The sequence below is a fragment of the Rhodococcus sp. 06-235-1A genome (assembly GCF_002258785.1).
GTDB lineage: Bacteria > Actinomycetota > Actinomycetes > Mycobacteriales > Mycobacteriaceae > Rhodococcoides.
This window is the reverse complement of the sequence record NZ_NOYI01000002.1, coordinates 1-19371: the sequence shown is the minus strand read 5'-3', so window position 1 is coordinate 19371 and position 19371 is coordinate 1. Positions and strand designations below refer to the sequence as shown.

General features: G+C 65.7%; 13 protein-coding genes. All 13 read right to left on the bottom strand.

Annotated features, from left to right (window positions below; translation table 11 throughout):
* Positions 1-97: 97 nt before the first annotated feature.
* On the bottom strand, positions 98-1210 hold the full coding sequence (aroB, locus tag CH275_RS00165) for a 3-dehydroquinate synthase (RefSeq protein ID WP_094674118.1): 1113 nt from the start codon (positions 1208-1210) through the stop codon (positions 98-100).
* Positions 1211-1220: 10 nt separating this feature from the next.
* Complete coding sequence (locus CH275_RS00160; protein ID WP_094674116.1) at positions 1221-1775, bottom strand: shikimate kinase; 555 nt, start codon at positions 1773-1775, stop codon at positions 1221-1223.
* The gene (aroC, locus tag CH275_RS00155) at positions 1772-2959 is read right to left on the bottom strand and encodes a chorismate synthase (protein WP_094674114.1); all 1188 of its coding nucleotides are present in this window, start codon (positions 2957-2959) and stop codon (positions 1772-1774) included. Before aroC ends, CH275_RS00160 begins: the two co-directional genes overlap by 4 nt.
* A 12-nt stretch (positions 2960-2971) precedes the next feature.
* Positions 2972-3544, bottom strand: a complete 573-nt coding sequence (locus CH275_RS00150; protein ID WP_256990795.1) for a prepilin peptidase — start codon at positions 3542-3544, stop codon at positions 2972-2974.
* 103 nt (positions 3545-3647) lie between these two features.
* A complete protein-coding gene (locus CH275_RS00145) occupies positions 3648-4460 on the bottom strand; it encodes a shikimate dehydrogenase (protein WP_094674112.1) in 813 nt (270 codons plus the stop codon).
* A 1-nt stretch (position 4461) separates the two neighbouring features.
* Positions 4462-5895 carry an endolytic transglycosylase MltG gene (locus tag CH275_RS00140; protein WP_094674110.1) on the bottom strand — a complete coding sequence of 478 codons (1434 nt, stop codon included), beginning with the start codon at positions 5893-5895 and terminating at the stop codon, positions 4462-4464.
* Positions 5892-6425: a Holliday junction resolvase RuvX gene (ruvX, locus tag CH275_RS00135; RefSeq protein ID WP_094674108.1), complete on the bottom strand. Its 534-nt coding sequence runs from the start codon at positions 6423-6425 to the stop codon at positions 5892-5894. Before ruvX ends, CH275_RS00140 begins: the two co-directional genes overlap by 4 nt.
* 2 nt (positions 6426-6427) lie before the next feature.
* Positions 6428-9097, bottom strand: coding sequence for an alanine--tRNA ligase (gene alaS, locus CH275_RS00130; RefSeq protein ID WP_094674106.1), 2670 nt, complete (start codon positions 9095-9097; stop codon positions 6428-6430).
* 42 nt (positions 9098-9139) lie between these two features.
* Positions 9140-10546, bottom strand: coding sequence for a replication-associated recombination protein A (locus CH275_RS00125; protein ID WP_373453649.1), 1407 nt, complete (start codon positions 10544-10546; stop codon positions 9140-9142).
* Between the two features lie 49 nt (positions 10547-10595).
* Entirely contained in the window at positions 10596-11765 is a 1170-nt protein-coding gene (locus tag CH275_RS00120; protein ID WP_094674104.1) for a phosphotransferase, read from the bottom strand.
* A 158-nt stretch (positions 11766-11923) separates the two neighbouring features.
* Positions 11924-12823 (bottom strand): transglutaminase family protein, encoded by a 900-nt coding sequence (locus CH275_RS00115; protein WP_094674102.1) that lies wholly within the window; start codon positions 12821-12823, stop codon positions 11924-11926.
* Positions 12823-15540 (bottom strand): circularly permuted type 2 ATP-grasp protein, encoded by a 2718-nt coding sequence (locus tag CH275_RS00110; RefSeq protein ID WP_094674100.1) that lies wholly within the window; start codon positions 15538-15540, stop codon positions 12823-12825. Before CH275_RS00110 ends, CH275_RS00115 begins: the two co-directional genes overlap by 1 nt.
* Positions 15541-15666: 126 nt before the next feature.
* Positions 15667-19056 (bottom strand): transglutaminase family protein, encoded by a 3390-nt coding sequence (locus CH275_RS00105; protein WP_094674098.1) that lies wholly within the window; start codon positions 19054-19056, stop codon positions 15667-15669.
* Positions 19057-19371: the final 315 nt, after the last annotated feature.

Sequence of the window (19371 nt, the reverse complement as noted above, 5' to 3'; positions counted from 1 at the left end):
AACGGGCGGTGACCGACGCACTACGCGTCGCTCACCGCCCATAGTCTTTCTCGTCCGAGTCGGAATCATCTCGTCCGGGGTCGGGGCCGGCCCGGCCTCACAGCAGGATGGCCGAACCTCCAGCAGCAGGGGCCTCACGACCGACCGCGGAGAATGCGGCGACGAGCAATGCCGGATCGGGGCCCTCGAGCCGTCCGGGCTTGGCCAGACCGTCCAGAACCACGAACCGCAACAGACCGGCACGGTTCTTCTTGTCCGTCTGCATTCCCTTCAGCAAGTCCGAGAACGCATGCTCGTCGTAGGTGACCGGCAAGCCGACCGATTCGAGAATCGAGCGGTGCCGATCGGCCGTGGCGTCGTCCAGGCGACCGGCGAGGCGGCCGAGCTCGGCCGCGAACACGAGACCGACGGACACAGCCGCGCCGTGGCGCCAGCGATACTGCTCGCGCCGCTCGATGGCGTGGGCGAGCGTATGTCCGTAGTTGAGAATCTCGCGGAGGTTCGACTCGCGTAGATCCGCCGCCACGACCTTCGCCTTCACCTCCACCGACCTCCTGATCAACTCCGGCAGAACGTCGCCGCTGGGATCGAGTGCCGCGGCAGGATCGGCCTCGATGATGTCCAGAATCACCGGATCGGCGATGAACCCGGTCTTGATCACTTCGGCCAGGCCGGACACGATCTCGTTCTTCGGCACGGTCTCGAGCGTCGCCAGATCGATCAACACTGCGGCCGGTTCGTGGAACGACCCTACGAGGTTCTTGCCGGCATCGGTGTTGATACCCGTCTTGCCGCCGACTGCCGCATCGACCATGGCGAGCAGCGTCGTCGGAACGTGAACGATACGGACTCCGCGCATCCACGTCGCTGCGACGAATCCGGCCAAGTCCGTTGCGGCTCCCCCGCCCAGGCTGACGATGGCGTCGCTCCGCGTGAGACCGATTCGACCCAGGACTTCCCAGCAGAACCCCGCCACAGCCAGGTCCTTGCCGTCCTCGGCGTCCGGGATCTCGATGCGGTGCGCGTCGATTCCTTTGTCCGCCAGGGCCGCTCGCACAGCCTCGGCGGTCTCGGCCAACGGTGGTTGGTGGAAGATCGCCACCGTGGCAGTTCCGGCGAGCTCGTCGACGAGGTCCGTCAACAGACCTCGACCGATGATCACCGGGTACGGGTTGGCTGTCTCGACCTGGACGCGCACTGGCTCTGTCATCGAATCACCTTCATCTACTGGGGGTTTCGTCGTTCGCGTCGCGCCCGGGAACAGGGGCGATCGCCGTCAGCTTCGCCACCAACTGGCCCACCACCCGAGCCGGGCTGCGACTGTCGGTGCGCACTCGTACCGTGGCCACCGAACGATAGAGCGGCCGACGATGACGCATGAGTTCCTGATACTTCGCACGCGGGTCGGGACCGGCGAGCAGCGGCCGAACAGTGTTCGCGCCGGTACGCCGAAGCCCCTCTGCCACACTGATTTCCAGGTACACCACGGTGTGCTCGGACAGCAGGGCCCGGGTCGCGGGCGACAGCACAGCACCACCACCGAGGGAGACGATCCCGTTGTGCGAGGCCAGAGCACCGGCCACTATCCGCTCCTCGATCTGCCGAAAAGCCGGTTCACCGTCGTGCGAGAAGATATCGGCGATCGTCCGCCCGGTGTCTCGCTCGATGGCCACGTCGGTGTCGAACAGATCGATGTTCAACGCCTGAGCTAGCCGTCTGCCGATGGTCGACTTCCCAGCTCCCGGCGGTCCGACGAGGACCGCGTACGGGGTCATCGTGGAGGTCGGGCGGCGGTGCCCTTCACGTAGTGGTCGACGTTGCTCGTCGTCTCCGCCAGCGAGTCCCCACCGAACTTCTCCAACGCTGCCTGCGCGATGACCAGGGCGACCATCGTCTCGGCCACGACACCGGCGGCCGGAACAGCACAGACGTCCGAGCGCTGATGAATGGCCACTGCCTCGTCGCCGGTCGTCATGTCGACGGTCGCCAGCGCGCGTGGAACCGTGGAGATGGGCTTCATCGCCGCCCGCACTCGCAGTGCTTCCCCGTTGGTCATTCCGCCCTCGACACCACCTGCACGGTTGGTGGAGCGCAGTACGCCGTCGGGCCCCGGCTTGATCTCGTCGTGGGCGACGCTGCCGCGTCGACGCGCGGTCTCGAAACCGTCACCGATCTCGACACCCTTGATGGCCTGAATTCCCATCAGTGCAGCGGCCAGCCTCGCGTCCAGCTTGCGCTCCCCGGAGACGAACGACCCGAGGCCGACGGGCAGGCCGTGCACGACGACCTCGACGACTCCACCGAGGGTGTCGCCGTCCTTCTTGGCTGCTTCGATCTCGGCGATCATCGACTCTTCCGCGGCCTTGTCGAACGAACGCACCGGACTGGAGTCGATCGCCTCCAGATCGTCACCGGTGGGCGGCGGCCCCACATAGGGATCCGATGCACCGATCGAGATCACATGAGAGACGACATCGACACCGAACGCTTGCTTCAGGAACAGACGCGCCACAGTCCCGATCGCGACCCGGGCAGCGGTCTCCCGCGCACTGGCGCGTTCGAGGACGGGACGAGCGTCGTCGAAGCCGTACTTGAGCATTCCGGAGAAGTCTGCGTGCCCCGGCCGTGGTCGCGTCAGCGGAGAGTTGCGTGCGAGATCGGCAAGCACTGCCTCGTCGACGGGGTCGGCAGACATCACCTGCTCCCACTTGGGCCACTCGGTGTTGCCGACCTCGATAGCGACGGGCCCGCCCATGGTTCGTCCATGCCGTACACCACCGGTGAGCGTTACTTTGTCCGCCTCGAACTTCATTCGGGCACCGCGTCCGTAACCGAGGCGACGGCGAGCGAGTTGGGAGGCAATATCGTCCGAGGTCACCTCGACTCCCGCGACCATTCCTTCGAGGATGGCGACGAGAGCGGGTCCGTGGGATTCTCCGGCAGTTATCCAGCGCAGCACTCGAGCATCTTTTCACGTCAGGCAAGCTGCGGATGCCAGCAGGGTCGCCGCGCACATGGACGGGCCGTGCGGGATGCGCGCTCGCCGGTGCACGAATGTCGCGACGACACAGCCCACCACGGCGGTCGCCAGCGGGGCCGACAGCGCCGCGATCGCCCATCCCTCCGCACCGCCGAGGGACGCTATCGATCCCACCGACCACGCGAGTTTCACATCTCCCGCCCCGAATGCCGCAGGTGCGAGAAGGTGCACGATCAGATAGATCGCGAACAGCAGAGCTCCGCCGAGCACTGCGTCGGCCGAGCCTGTCGAGACCAGCGCCGCGGTCACCACGATGGCACCCGGAACGGTCAGGACGTTCGGCAGTCGACGCCGCCGCAGGTCGACGGCGCTGAGCGCCGCGAACCACCACGTGAGGATGCACAACGGGACTGCATACTCGGTACCGCCGAACCGCCACCAGATCCACCCCGTGGCGACCGCGCACAACAACGGCAGACACCGAGGATTCCACCGGACCAGGCCGGAACGCATCGCCACACCGGCAACGGCACCGACCGCGGCTGCAGTACACAGACTGAACATGGTCCACAGGGTCGCACCCCCGTAGTGCTCGGCCGCGAGAAAGACCTGGCCGCAGATTGACCTGTGGACAAACTGCTGTCTGTGGACAATCAGGTGTCCGCGCTCACTCGGCGGCGGTCAACGCCTCCCGCATGACCGCTCGGGGTGCCGGTCTACCGGTGAACTGCTCGACCTGTCCATACGCCTGCTCGAGCAGCATCGACAAGCCGCTGATCACAGTTCCCCCGGCTGCGGCCACAGCGGCTGCCAGGGGCGTCGGCCACGGGTCGTAGATGGCGTCGAGGACGATCGGTGCGTGTGCGAGAGCCGTCGCGATGTCTGCGGCTCCGGCCGCCGGAACGGTGCTGACCAGTACCGCCGACCCCGCTGCTATCGCGGCGAGACGCGGATCGGTCATGGCGGAGAACTCCGCGCGCATGCCTGCGGCGACGGCGCAGTCCACCGTGTCCCGGGCGCGGTCGGCCGAGCGTGCGACCACGGTGACGGCGGCCGCGCCCAGTTCGGCCAGTGCGACGATCGCCGGCCGCGACGTGCCACCGGCGCCCACCACAGTCACGGAGGCACCCGACAGGTCCACGACCCCGGCGTCGCGCAGGGCACCCACGACACCGTCGACGTCGGTGCAGTCGGCACGCCAGCCCGATGCCGTGCGCACGAGAGTGTTGGCCGAGCCGGCCAGGACTGCCCGTTCGGTGCGCTCGGTGGCGAACGTCAACGCTGCGACCTTGCCGGGCATCGTGACCGACACGCCGACCCACTCGGGACCGAAACCGTCGAGCAGGGCCGGCAGCTGCTCACCCGTGCACTCGATGCGTTCGTAGGTCCAGTCGTCCAGGCCGAGGGCACGGTAGGCCGCGCGGTGCAGCAGCGGCGACTTCGAGTGCTCGATCGGGCTGCCCAGAACGGCGGCGCGCACCTCAGCGTCCGCTGTCGAGGAAGCCGCCCTCGACTTTGCCGATGTTGGCCAGGTGCTCCTCGTAGCTGCGGGTGAACAGTGTTTCGCCCGCCTGGTTGATGGTCACGAAGTACAACCAGTCTCCGTCGGCAGGCATCTCGACCGCCTGAACCGCACCGATGCTCGGCGAGGAGATCGGAGTTGCCGGTAGTCCTTCGCTCGCGTAGGTGTTCCACGGAGTCACGCGAGCACGGTCCGCGTCGGTGGTGGCCACCTCGGTCGTATCGAGCGAGTAGTTCACCGTCGAGTCGAATTCGAGCTTCTGCGGCACCGCGAGTCGATTGAGAATCACTCGGGCCACCTTGCTGAAATCCTGAGGCAGAGACTCACGTTCGACGAGAGACGCGGCGACCAAGGTGTCGTACGGCGTCAGCCCGGAATTGGCACCCGCGGTCAGAATGCCGGTGTCCTCGTAGCGAGTGGCGCTCTCCGACACCAGCTGCTTCAGAATGTCTGCGGGGGCGGCACTCGGATCGAAATCCCATGTGCCCGCAGCGATCAGGCCTTCGAGTTGGCGATCGCGATCCGGGACTCCCTCGACACGATCGGTGGCCCAGCCGGGAACACCCAGTGCCGCGGGGTCGTCCACCGCTCCCGCGGCGTTGAGATCGTCGTAGCTCACGCAGGTAGGACTGCCATTCCCGGTTCGATCCACGCAGCTGGCCTCCGAGATCAGTGTGTAGATACCCTTCTTGACCGCGCCGGTGTTCACGTCGCGTGCGTCGTGCAGCTGTCGTCCCTCCGAGATCACCATGTTGCCCACGCGGGAGGTGGGGTCGACCAGTTCGCTCACTGCTCGCGACGCGGGCACATTGCTGGTGAGCAGATAGAATCCCGGTTGGACGGAGGTGATGGCGTTGTTCAGCAACGCGGCTTCGAGGAACGCCCCCGAGCTGGCGACGACACCCTTGTCTGCGGCCTCGGTGCCGATCTGCTGCGCCGTGTCGTTCGGCCGAACCTGAATGACGACGCCGTCGCCGGGAGAGCCGGCGGCGAAGTCCGCGTTAGGAGTGGTGCGATTACCGAACTTGCTCACCGCGAAATAACCTCCGCCTGCCACTGCGACGACCAGCACCAGCCCGAGCATCAGAGCCACCAACCGGCCGCGACGCTTGCGACTGCTCGCGGCCCGGTCCTTGCGCCTCGCAGCGCGACTGCGGCCCACTTCCCGTGGCGCTGCGCCACGGTCCGCAGCAGGGCCGGAGTTGCGCTCGGAGTTCCGGTCGGAGCCGCGGGTCGGTGTGGGGTGCGGCTCGTGCCGCTGCGGCGGTCGCGAATTGCCGTGCATACGTCGATCGAAGTCGCTGCCCTCGTCCACGCGATACCCGATCGGATCGGTATGCGCCTCGTCCGAGCGCGCATGTCGCCGTTCCCGATCGGACCCCTGGTAGTTCACTCGTCGACCTCCGTCGATCCTGAATTGTTCGCTGCACGATCGGACACGGCACGGCGCTCGTCCAGCCACCCTTGCAATATCGCCACCGCTGCAGCCTGATCGATCACCGATCGTTGATTCTTGGCTCGCACACCGCTGTCTCGAAGGGCGCGCGACGCACTCACGGTAGTCAGTCGCTCGTCGGCCATCCGAATCGGTACGTCACCCAAACGCCTGTGCAACGAGCGTCCGAATCTCTCGGCGGCATCGACGGCGCTGCCACGCTCGCCGCGAAGTGTGCGGGGCAATCCGATGACGATCTCGACGGCCTCGTACTCGGCGACGATCTCCGATACTCGCACCACATCCGGGGCATCGGGCCCCTTGATCTTCGATCTCGGCACGGTCTCGACCGGGGTGGCGAGTACACCGTCGGGATCGCTGGAGGCAATTCCGATGCGGACACTGCCGACGTCGATGCCGATGCGACGGCCCCGCCCGGGATCGTCCACGCCCGGCCGATCGGGGCCGCGCCCCTGAGTTGTCACGATCGTCAGCGGGTCGTGAGTTCGGACAGTCGGGCCCGAGCAGCATCGATACCGGCAGAAATTCCGGATACATCCGAACCCGAACCCTGAGCCAGCTCGGGCTTGCCGCCGCCCCGGCCACCGATGCTCGGACCGAAGGCAGCTACCAGGTCACCGGCAGCGATGCCCGCATCCTGAGCAGCCTTGTTGGTCGAGACGACGAACGGAACCTTGCCGCCGGCCGTGCCGAACAGCACCACCACGGCCGGGTCCGCGCCGAGTCGTCCACGAATGTCGGTCACCAGAGTGCGCAGATCGTTGCCTCCCACGCCGTCGGGTGCCTGCGCGATCACCGCTCGCACATCACCGAATCGCTCGGCCTTGCCGACGAACTCACCCGCCGAGGCCAGCACCGCTGCGGCCTTGACGGCGTCGAGTTCCTTCTCGGCGACGCGAAGACGTTCGACCAGTGTCTCGATGCGCGCCGGCACTTCCTCGGACGGCACCTTCAGCGACGATGCGATGCCTGCCAGCAGCGCACGTTCCTTGGCCAGGTAGCGGTACGAGTCGAGACCGACGAAGGCCTCGACGCGGCGCACTCCCGAGCCGACCGACGATTCACCGAGAATGGTGACGGGGCCGATCTGCGACGAGTGCTGCACGTGCGTACCACCGCACAGCTCCATCGAGAACGGTCCGCCGATCTCGACCACGCGGACTTCGTCGCCGTAGTTCTCACCGAACAGCGCCATCGCGCCCATCTTCTTGGCGCTGTCGAGATCGGTGACCAGTGTGTTGACCTCGAAGTCCGAACCGACGGCGTCGTTGGCGACATTCTCGATGTCGTCGCGCTGCGCCTCGGAGAGCGCGCCCTGCCAGGAGAAATCGAATCGCAGGTAACCGGGCTTGTTGAGCGATCCCGCCTGCGTCGCGTTGGGCCCGAGGACCTGTCGCAGGGCGGCGTGCACCATGTGGGTGCCCGAGTGACCCTGAGTCGCGCCCTTACGCCATGCGTGGTCGACATCGACGTGAACGGTGTCGCCCTCGGTGATCTGACCCGATTCGACCACGGACTTGTGCGTCCAGACCTTCTTGGCGATCTTCTGCACGTCGTTGACCTTGACGACGAGGCCGGGTGCGGAGATGGTGCCGATGTCGGCGATCTGGCCACCGGACTCGGCGTAGAGCGGGCTGCGGTCGAGAATGACCTCGATGTTCTCTCCCGCTATCGCGGTCGGAACCCGGACGCCGTTGGAGATCAACGCCAATACCGTTGCCTCGGAGCCGAGTTCGTCGAACCCGGTGAACTCGGTCGGCGAACCGTCGACGAAGTCCTTGTAGACCGTGAGGTCGGCGTGCGCATGCTTACGAGCGCGTGCGTCGTCCTTGGCTCGGTTGCGCTGCTCGGCCATCAACGACCGGAAACCGTCCTCGTCGACCGACAGACCCGCCTCGGCGGCCATCTCGAGAGTCAGATCGATCGGGAAGCCGTAGGTGTCGTGCAGCGCGAACGCCTCGGCACCGCCGATCTTCTTCGCGCCCGACGCCTTGACGGCCTCCGCCGCGCCCTCGAACAGTCGCGAACCGGAGGTGAGGGTCTTGAGGAATGCCGTCTCCTCCCCCACTGCGACGGTCAGAATGCGATCGAAGTCGGTGACCAGATTCGGGTACGACTCCGCCATCGTGTCGCGCACGACGGTGACGAACTGCGCCATCGTCTCGTCGGGCGCACCGAGCAGGCGCGCCGAGCGCACGATGCGGCGCAGCAGTCGGCGCAGTACGTAGCCCCGACCGTCGTTGCCGGGGTTGACTCCGTCGGAGATGAGCAGTGCAGCGGTGCGAGCGTGATCTGCGATGACGCGGAAGCGCACGTCGTCGTCGTGATTCGCACCGTATGCGCGCCCCGAGAGTTCCTCGGCCTTGGCGATCACCGGTCGGACGAGGTCGGTCTCGTACACGTTGTCCACGCCCTGCAGCAGGAACGCGACGCGCTCGACGCCCATGCCGGTGTCGATGTTCTGTTTCGGCAGCGGACCGAGAATCTCGAAGTCGTCCTTGCTGATCCCCTGGCCACGCTCGTTCTGCATGAACACGAGGTTCCAGATCTCGATGTACCGATCCTCGTCGGCCTCGGGGCCTCCCTCGACACCGAACTCGGGACCGCGGTCGTAGTAGATCTCCGAGCATGGGCCACACGGTCCCGGTATGCCCATCGACCAGTAGTTGTCGGCCATACCGCGCCGTTGAATGCGCTCGTCTGGCAGACCCGCGATCTCCTTCCACAGTTCGATCGCCTCGTCGTCGTCGAGATAGGCGGTGGCCCAGATGCGCTCGGGGTCGAATCCGTACCCACCGTCCTCCACACTGTCGGTCAACAGCGACCAGGCTTGCCTGATCGCGTCGCGCTTGAAGTAGTCGCCGAACGAGAAGTTGCCGGCCATCTGGAAGAACGTGTTGTGCCGTGTGGTGATGCCGACGTTCTCGATGTCGAGGGTGCGAACGCACTTCTGGACGCTCGTCGCGGTGTTGTACGGCGGCGTCTGCTGACCGAGGAAGAACGGCACGAAGGGGACCATTCCCGCATTGACGAACAGCAGGTTCGGGTCGTCGAGAATCAACGACGCACTGGGTACTTCGGTGTGTCCCGCCTTGACGAAGTGGTCGAGGAAACGCCTGCGGATCTCATGGGTCTGCACTGATACAGGTTAGCGTTCGAGACCCCGTGCCGACTCCAGGGCCTATCGGCCTCGGATGATCCGACGGAGTTTGCCCACCCTGGTCGCAATTTCGCGCTCGGCACCGTGTTCGGTCGGCTCGTAGTAGTTCACACCCACCAGTTCGTCCGGCGGGTATTGCTGACCGAGCACGCCACCGGGACTGCTGTGCGGGTACTTGTATCCGACGGCGTTGCCCAGCCCCTGAGCTCCCTTGTAGTGCCCGTCGCGCAGATGCGGCGGCACCGATCCCGACTTGCCTGCCGCGACATCGGCCATGGCCGCGCCGAGCGCCGCGATCACGGCACCCGATTTCGGCGCGGTGGCCAGGTGGATCGTCGCCTGGGCCAGAGCCAACCGCGCTTCGGGCATTCCGATCATCTGCACTGCGCTCGCTGCGGCGGTCGCAGTTTGCAGTGCCGTGGGGTCGGCCATGCCGATGTCCTCGCTGGCGTGGACCACCAGCCGTCGAGCAATGAAACGCGCGTCCTCGCCTGCCGTGATCATCCGCGCCAGGTAGTGCAGGGCGGCGTCGACGTCGGACCCTCTGATCGATTTGATGAACGCGCTGATGACGTCGTAGTGCTGATCTCCGTCGCGGTCGTAACGCACGGCGGCCTTGTCGACACTGGCCTCGACCGTCGCCAGGTCCAGGATCCCGTCCGTCGCGGCGCCCGCTGCGGCCTCGAGGGCCGTCAGCGCCCTGCGCGCATCACCGGCTGCGAGCCGAACGAGGTGGTCCATCGCGTCCTCGGCGATCGTCACCGCACCGTCCAGACCACGTGGGTCGTTGGCAGCGCGAGTGAGCAACAGCTCGATGTCCTCGGATCCCAGCGGCTGCAATTGCAACACCAGTGACCGCGACAGCAGAGGCGACACCACGGAGAACGACGGATTCTCGGTCGTGGCCGCCACCAACAACACGATTCGATTCTCGACGGCTGCGAGCAATGCATCCTGCTGAGTTTTGGAGAAGCGGTGCACCTCGTCGATGAACAGCACGGTCTGTTCACCGGACAGCAGTCGGCGCCGGGCCAGTTCGATGACGTTGCGAACCTCTTTGACCCCGGCAGAGAGCGCAGACAGCGCCTCGAACTTGCGTCCGGTCGCCCCCGAGATCAACGACGCGAGCGTCGTCTTTCCCGTCCCCGGCGGACCGTAGAGCATCACCGAGGATGCGCCGGAGCCCTCGACGAGGCGACGCAGCGGCGCGCCAGGTGCCAGCAGATGAGATTGGCCGACCACCTCGTCGAGGGTCGTCGGACGCATTCTCACGGCCAACGGGGCGTCAGGCCTGATGTACGTCGTGGCAGGACGCGATTCGGCAACCATTGCCTCCGGCGGCGCGGGTGCGTCGAAGAGCCCGTCACCGGATTCGTCGCCGCTCGAACTATCGCCGCCCGAGATGTCACTACCGAAGCCGCCACTCACTTGTCGAACGCTACCGATCGAGGTGTCGAAAACGCCAACGACGCTGTCGCTACCGTTCCCACTTCGACCGCAGAGCGGCAACGACCGATGCCGCGTATTCGGCGATACCGATCTCCCCGGATCGTTCGGCACTGTCGGCCAGCACGGCCCACCGCGAGATCAGCGCCTGCGACCGCGGTACCGACAGATGGTGTGCCCGCGCCGCCGCGATCCGAGTGTGATCATCCGGCAGGAACCAGTAGGTGGTCAGCCACACCCAGATCAGACGCGCATCCAGGATCTTGCTCGCCAGGGCGGTGTCGTCGGCCAACGCCGGCCAGATGCCCACGACCTCCGCGCGCCACGCGTCGATCATCGCCTGCTCGCGGTCGTGCGAGAGCTCGAAGCTGCACAGGCACCCGGGGAACGACGCCAATGCGTAGGTGATGTCGAGGGTGGCATCGCGGAACCCGCCCCACTCGTAATCGAGGAACCGCACGCCTTCGTCGTTGACGATGATGTTGTCGGGGCACAGATCGGACGGGCTGAACGCACGGAAGGCACCGTGAGCGAACAGTCGTGCGCTGCGGGACACTCGTTCGAGAATCGCATCCGGCGTCGTGCCGACGCCCGAAAGAACGGCCAGCAGGCCGGGGACCTCCGCGAGGGCGTCGGGGATCTGCGCAGAGATTCCATCGGTCGAATCCGGCTGCCCTACGCGACGCAGGAGGGCTGCGAAATCGTCCTCGCGGCCGACCGTTGCGGCGTGCATTCGGCCGAGCGCCTGCGCCATTGCCATCAGCGAGTTCGTCACTGCGGCTTCGTCCGAATTGCGCAGCAGGCTGGTGATCGGGCTTGCGTCACCGAGATCGCTGAGCACGAGCAGTCGGGCGTCGAGATCGTAGGCGTGCAGTTCCGGCCCCGGCCTGCTGTCGGTGGCCAGTGCGTTGGCGAATTGGTAGGACGCAGCTTCCCGAAGGAATGCACTCGAGCCCGCGACGTCGGCCAGTTCGGAATGCAGTTCGGACTCGCCGACTACATCGCGTACCTGCTTGAGCACCAGGGTACGGGGCAGCTGAAAAGGGTTCTCGGAAACCCTGACTCGCAGCACGATCGCCTGGCCGCTACCTCCCAGATTCACCGGATCGATCAACGTCACCGGAGCTCCGGTGCGCTTGGCGAGCAGTCGCTGAGCGGCTGCTACTACCTCTGATACAGGGTCTGCCAGTGTTGCGGTCATCGATGTCCAAGCTACCCGTTCGCTGCGTTCTGCTGTGGCGTGTCGAAGGCTACGAATGAGACACGATTGTCCGTTTTGCGGCTTTTCGCCCCCGTCAGAACCCCACATTCGACCAGATGGTCGGTTAACCCCCGAGCCACACGATTATGCCGAGTTCGCTACTGCGGCGCAACGTCCACCGACACGGCGATCGTGCTCTCTTCCGCCTCGGTGTAGATCACCCCGCGCAACGGTGGCACATCGGCATAGTCACGCCCCCACGCCACGGTTGCGTACCGCTCGTCGACCAATTGATCGTTGGTGGGATCGAACGCGAGCCACCGATCGTTGGGCATCCACACCGCGGCCCACGCATGGGTGGCGTCGACACCGATCATTCTCTCCTTGCCGGGTGGCGGCTCGGTCGCCAGATACCCCGAGACGTACCTGGCGGCCAGACCCTGCGACCGCAGGCAGGCGATGGCCAGACGCGCAAAGTCCTGACAGACCCCCGAACGAGCGGCGAGCACATCGACCACGGTGGTCGAGACCGTGGTCGAGCCGGACAGATATCGGAAATCCGTGAAGATGCGATGCGTCAGGTCGACGATGACGTCCGCGAGTGGACGCCCGGGCCAGAAGCTGGGTGCTGCGTACGCACGCACCTCATCGGTGATCTCGGGACTCGGGAGATCCAGGGCGAACTCCACCGCCGACGCGCGGGCCGGATCGGCAGGCACGTTCGCGTCGAACAACGCCATCCGGGCGGACTCCCACGCTGCCGTCGCCGGCCACGACGTCGTCTCGTCCACTGGGCGTGGATACACCTCCACCAGTGAATCCGCGGTCACCACCAACTTCACGTGATCGTGTGTGACGTGGAAGTACACGTCCTCGTTGCCGTAGACGTCGACACCGAAGGACTGGTCCGTGGGTGCAGGCTCCACGGTGACGGATTTCTCCACGCAGTGCTGTCCGTCCATGTCTCGCGGCGCGAGGAATCCCCGTCCGTACGAGGAGGACACGCGATCGGAGTAGGTATAGGTGGTGATGTGCTTGATTCGGTACCGACGGCTCATCACCGCACCCCGTTCGTAGTCCGGATGTTGGAGCTGCCCCACAGCGGCTGCGTGCCACCCGGCAACGACATGTGAGTCGCGAGGACCACTCGAGACAACTCTTCGAGAGAGTCGTGGATGCCGTCCACCAATTCGATGAGCTCGACTCTGCGACCGTTCGCGTCGACCGATTCCAGATCGCCCGGATCGACGCGCCGCAAACGCACCCGCATCTGCTCGACGAGCTGCTCGGGCCGTGACGTGCCCGAGGCGTCGGGAAGCGATCCGAAGTCCTCGCGAAGGCGATCGAGCTGGTAGACCAGGGCTCGCGGATTGCCTTCGTCGAACAACAACAGTTGTGCGACGGCGGCCGGCCTCGCACGTCCGCTGTTGCGCCTGCGGTAGATCACCGAGGACTCCGCCGCGGACAGCACCGAATCGATGACCGCCTGCTCGGTGGACGGGGTGAGGGCGTGGCTCAGCGTGGCCGAGACCAGCGCCGTCAGCTGCAGGCCACGTTCGATCCGTTTGCCCGCATCCATCAGGTACCAACCGGCGTCTCGAACCATCGACTCCGACGCCAGGCCGGCCAGCGCGAGCAGTCCCCTCAGCACACCGGACTGCGACGCAGCCAACTGCGCGCCGTTCTGCACAGGGGATTCGGCCAGCTCTTCGAGTGCGGTGTCTATTCGATTGAGCACCGCCCAGGTGTCGTTGGAGAGCTGGTCGCGCACTGCTCGCGCCGCCTGCTGCATCCGGTCCACCGAGTGCGCAAGCGAACCGAGACGTGCCGTCGACAGCATCAGCGATCGCATTTCGACGATCGCATCGGCACGGGTCTTCTCGTCGAAGAATCCCGGACCGGTGCGCGAGACCTTGGTGACCGCTTCGAGCAGAATCGGCAGACTCGCACTGCCCTCCAACCAGGGCATCGAACGATAGTCCTGATTGCGTTCCCGGGCGGCGATGAGCAAGCGGGTCATGTCCTCGGCGCGTTCGCTGTAGCGGCCGAACCAGAACAGATCGCCCAGCACACGCGGCGAGCTGACGACCTCGATGTCCGTCGCGGCGTACTGCGGCAGCTCCTCCACCGTCGCCGGCGGGGTATGCGGAGCAGAGTCGGCCGGGGTGACCCGCTCCACCGACTTGACCCACACGTCCTTCGACGCCACCGTGATGAGCGGATCGGTGACCGGAGCCGTGATGACCACCTGTCCCAGACCGCCTCGCATCGGCGTGTACCCGACCCGCTGAGCAACCGTGAACAACCGCATCCCCACCTGCGCGGGTGCAACCGACAGCTGCTCCCCCGGTCCACCGTCGAGCGACGAACCGACCGGTGCCAACGAGAACTCGGGCACTTCCTGACCGGTCCACTTCCATGGCTCGGCACTGATCCGATCCCACAATTCGCGGGCGGCGACGTCCGTCAGATCGTGCCCCACCACCGTACGACGCGACGTGGTCGATCGCAGCACCAGCGAACGCAGTCGACTTCGCATGTGCGAGAGCTGATTCGGCTCACCGCCCCAGTAGGTCGGGACCGAACCGAGAACCAGATCCTCGTCCAGCAATGCCCTGCTCAACGCAGGCAACAACGGAAGGAGTGCCGGGTTCTCGAGGACCCCACTACCGAGGGTGTTGACGACGCTGACAGCCCCACGCCGAAGGACCTCGACCAACCCGACGACACCCAGGTGCGAATCGGGGCGCAGATCGAGTGGATCGGCGAACTCGGCGTCGACCCGGCGGAGCACCACATCCACTCGGCGCAACTTCCCGAGCGAGCGCATCCACAAGCAACCGTCCCGCACCACCAGATCGGCGTTCTCGACGAGCGGGAAGCCGAGAACCGTTGCGAGATAAGCTTGATCGAACGCCGTCTCGGAATGCGAACCGGGGCTCAGCACCACCACCACAGGATCCTCGGCCGATGCGGGCGCGGCGTCGCGCAGCGCCAACCGAATCGCCCGCGCGAAAGTCGAGAGCGGCCTCGGATTGCTCGCCTGGAACAACTCCGGCATTGCCCGCGACATCACTCGCCGATCCGCCAGCGCATAGCCCACCCCGGACGGTGCCTGCGTACGGTCGGCGATCACCCGAAACTGACCGTCCGAACCGCGGGCCACGTCGGCGGCATGCATGAACAGCTGATGCGGTCCGGGAATGGTGATCGCATGGGCCGTCCGCAGATAACCGGGGTTACCGAAGATCGACTCGGGTGGGATCAGACCTCGACGAATGGTCTCCTGGCTTCCGTAGATGTCGGTGAGGATCGCATCGAGCAACATCGAACGCTGAACCAAACCGGCTTCCAGACGATCCCACTCGTCCGCCGCGACCACCAATGGAACGCTGTCCAACCCCCACCGGACCGCACTGGGCATGGCTTCACCAGCGCCGGAAGGAATGGGGTTGTACGTGATGCCATGGTCGTCGACCAGCCGACTGACCCGCGACTGCAGCGTCTGCATGGCGCCGGAGCCCGCCTCGCGCATACCGTCGATCAATTCCGCCCAATGCGGACGGACAGAGCCCTGCGCATCGAGCATCTCGTCGAACCGATCGGCGCGACCGGTCACGGCCTCACGCCGACCGCGATACGCAAGCCACGGTGCCTCGCTCGAGACAGCTTCGTTCCTGCCGGCTCCACTCGAGACATCTTCGTTCCTGCCGGCTCCACTCGAGACATCTTCGTTCCTGCCGGCTCCACTCAGGGTGGTATCTACGGGCACCATCGAGCCGCTGTTCCTTCCGTCGGTCGATCACACTCCGACGCCGGGTGCGTACGTGTTCGAATTCACCCGATGCGCGTCGGACCGAGAATCGCTACCGGTCGACTCGTTCTCTCGTGCAGGCACGTCTCAGGGCGTGTGAACTCCTGTTCGGCGTAGGTCCAGCATGCCGGGAGCGGTCACATCGATCGCCTGTCGAGCGTGTATCTCGAGCAATCTTGCTATGTCCACCTTTCCCGAGGTGAACCCGCCCTCCTCGAAGCGGCCGTTGCGGCGCGCTTCGGCTTCGACCGAGTTGACCGGCGGGCCGTCGTACGACCGCCCGCCCGGGTGCACGACGTGGTACGAGCAGCCTCCGACCGCGCGGCCGGTCTGCATCTCCACGAGATCGAAACGCAAGGGGCTCTGCACCTCGATCGTCGGGTGCAGGGCGCTCGGCGGCTGCCACGCGCGATAGCGCACCCCGGCGACCTGAACATCCTGACGATCGGTGCGCAGCATCGGCACCGGCACCCCGTTGCATGTCAACAGGTACCGGCCCGCGTCGGCTCCGGCGACCTGAACCTGAATTCGCTCCACCGACGAGTCCACGTAGCGTGCGGTACCCGACGACGTCGATTCCTCGCCGAGAGTGTTCCACGGCTCGATCGCACCCCGAAGTTCGATCTCCGCGTCACCGACCACCGTGGTCCCGATCCTGGGAAATCTGAACTCGGTGAACGGGTCGAGCCAGCTGGTGTCGAAGTCGATTCCGTGCTCGCGGAGGTCCTCTACGACGCGGCCGATGTCGTTGATGACGAAATGCGGCAGCATGTAGCGACCGTGAAGGTTGGCACCGTGCCGGATGAGAGGTGCCTTCAACGGGGTGTCCCAGAACCGCGAGACCATGGATCGCACGAGCAGCGACTGCACCATGGCCATCTGATGATGTGGTGGCATCTCGAATCCGCGCAGCTCGAGCAGTCCCAATCGGCCGCGGGTGGAGTCGGGGCTGTACAGCTTGTCGATGCAGAACTCGGCGCGGTGCGTGTTCCCGGTGATATCGGTCAGCAGGTGACGCAGCGCCCGATCGACCACCCAGGGCGACGCCGATCGATCGGCACCGGTGAGGCGCTCGATCTCACTGAACGCCACTTCGAGTTCGTAGAGCGATTCTTCTCGACCCTCGTCGGCGCGAGGGGCCTGCGACGTGGTTCCGATGAATCGGCCCGAGAACAGGTACGACAACGACGGGTGCCGCTGCCAGTGCGTCAGCATCGACACCAGCAGGTCCGGGCGTCGCAGGACGGGCGAATCCACCGGCGTCACGCCACCGAGCGTGATGTGGTTGCCGCCGCCCGTTCCCCGAGTCGTACCGTCGTTGTCGAATCCCTCGGTACTCAACCGGGACTTACGAGCCTCCAGGTAGAGACGCTCCATCAGCTCGTTCTGTTCGGCCCACGAGGACGTCGGTTGAACGTTGACCTCGATCACACCGGGATCCGGTGTGACGGTCAGTGTTTGGATCCGAGGATCCGACGGCGGACCGTAGCCCTCGATGACGACGGGCGTGTCGATGCTCGACGCCGCCTGTTCGACGCGCGAGACGAGGTCGACGAAATCGTCCAGTCGATCCATCGGCGGCATGAACACGTGCAGGATGCCGTCGCGGACCTCGGCAACCAGGGCCGTGACGGCGGTGCCGCCGACCCCGGACGTCTCGTTCACCAACTGCGCATATCGCGACTCGGCCGGGTTCACCGCACGTGGCGGTTGCTGCGTCAATTGCGGAGTGGGCAGATCGGGTTTGGGCGCGGTGGGGTCGGCCGGATTCTCGACCGGCCCGCCGTCCCAGGAGATCGCCCGCAGCGGCAACCGTAGGCCCGCGGGAGAATCGCCCTCCAGCAACACGATTCGGCCGCGTCGCAACTTCCAGTCCGAGCTCTCCCAGCCGGAGCCGTCCTCGGTGCGAGAGATCGGCAACACGAATGCCGCCGGCTCGTCGGTACTGGCGTCGAGCCGTTCGAGCAATTGTTTTCTGGCGTCCGCGGAATCGGCTCCCGGCTCGAGATCATCGTCGTCGGCGGGCGGGTCACCGTAGGGCTGACGCACCAGGTCCAGCAGCTTCACCAATGGGTCCTCGTAGGCGGGACGCGCTTGGGAGGCAGGCAGTCCGAGCGCCTCGACCAACTCGTCGATCAGTTCCTGCGACGCCGAGTTGTCCACCGGTTCCGGTCGCAGTTCCTCGGCCAACCAGGGATCGGCGATCAGGTCGGAATCGTGCCACAGTGCCTGACCGTCGGTGCGCCAGAACAATCCCACCTGCCACCGCGGTAGCGGCTCACCGGGGTACCACTTGCCCTGACTGCGCTGCACCAGCCCGTCGGGCGCGTAGATGGTCCGAAGCTTCTCTGCCAGAACACTTGCCCGCTCGCGCTTGTGCGGGCCATCGGCTGTGGTGTTCCACTCGGGCGCTTCCTGATTCTCGATGGCGACGAACGTCGGCTCACCGCCGACCGTCAATCGAATGTCCTGATCGAGCATGCGCTGGTCGATCTTCTCGGCGGTGGCCTTGATCGACTCCCACTGCTCTGCCGTGTACGGCAACGTCGTCCGCGGATCCTCGTGCACGCGGACGACGGTGTTGGAGAAGTCGAGCTCGGCCTTGCACTTGCTCGTCGCACCCGAGATGGCGGCAGCAGTCGACGGATGCGGCGTAGCCGACAGTGGGATGTGGCCCTCGCCGGCGAACAGACCCGACGTCGGATCCATCCCGACCCAGCCCGCTCCGGGGAGATACACCTCCGTCCACGCGTGCAGGTCGGTGAAATCCTCCATCGGTCCGGACGGTCCGTCCAGCGACTTGACGTCCGAGGACAGCTGAACGAGATACCCGGAGACGAAGCGTGCCGCGAGACCCATCTGACGGAGCACCGACACCAGCAACCATGCCGAATCGCGGCACGACCCGATTGCCGACGTCAGCGTCAGGTCAGGCGTCTGCACCCCGGGTTCCATGCGCACGGAGTACCCCACGTCGCCCATGACGGCCTGGTTGGCCATCACGAGAAAGTCGATGGTGCGCAACGACTCTCCACGTTCGACCACCGCGGCCTGCAGCTTCTCCACCCAGGCTGCGACCACCGGACCGGGCCCCGATCCGGGCTTGCCCTCGTCCACCGGGCGCAGGTACGGCTCCAGGTCGGGAAGGTCGTGCTCCTCGTACGCGAAGCCGAAGTGCTCGGCCCATTCCTCGACGAAGAAGTCCAGGGGGTTGATCGACGCCATGTCCGCGACGAGCCCGACCGTGATCGACAGATGGTCGGTGCGCTCGGGGAACACGACCCGAGCAAGAAAGTTGCCGAAGACGTCCTGCTGCCAGTTGACGAAATGTTCCGCTGGTTCGATTTTCAGCGAGTACGCCTCGATCGGTGTGCGCGAATGTGGCGCGGGGCGCAACCGAATTTCGTGCGGAAAGATCTTGACTGTGCGGTCGAACTGGTAGCTGGTGCGGTGTTCGAGTGCAACCTTGATGCCCACGGCGAGCCCCTCGTGATAGTCCCGGTATGGGTAGAACAGCCAACCCTAGTAGGACCGGGCCCGCTGCGCTCGGCGAGGAATCGTGTCCGAAATGTGCCGACCGACTAGGCGTGTAGTGCTTGACACCCACTTCGCGGTGCGGTTCGCTCAGCGAGAATCGAGTCTTCGTCCTACGCACGTCAAACTTTCCAGCCAAGGGGAATTTCGTGAGCGACAACCCACCCAACGGACCGCAATACGGCTCCGATCCGAACCAACCCCAATATCCGACGAATCCAGCGTCCGGGTACCCACCGCCCGGGAACTACCCGCCCC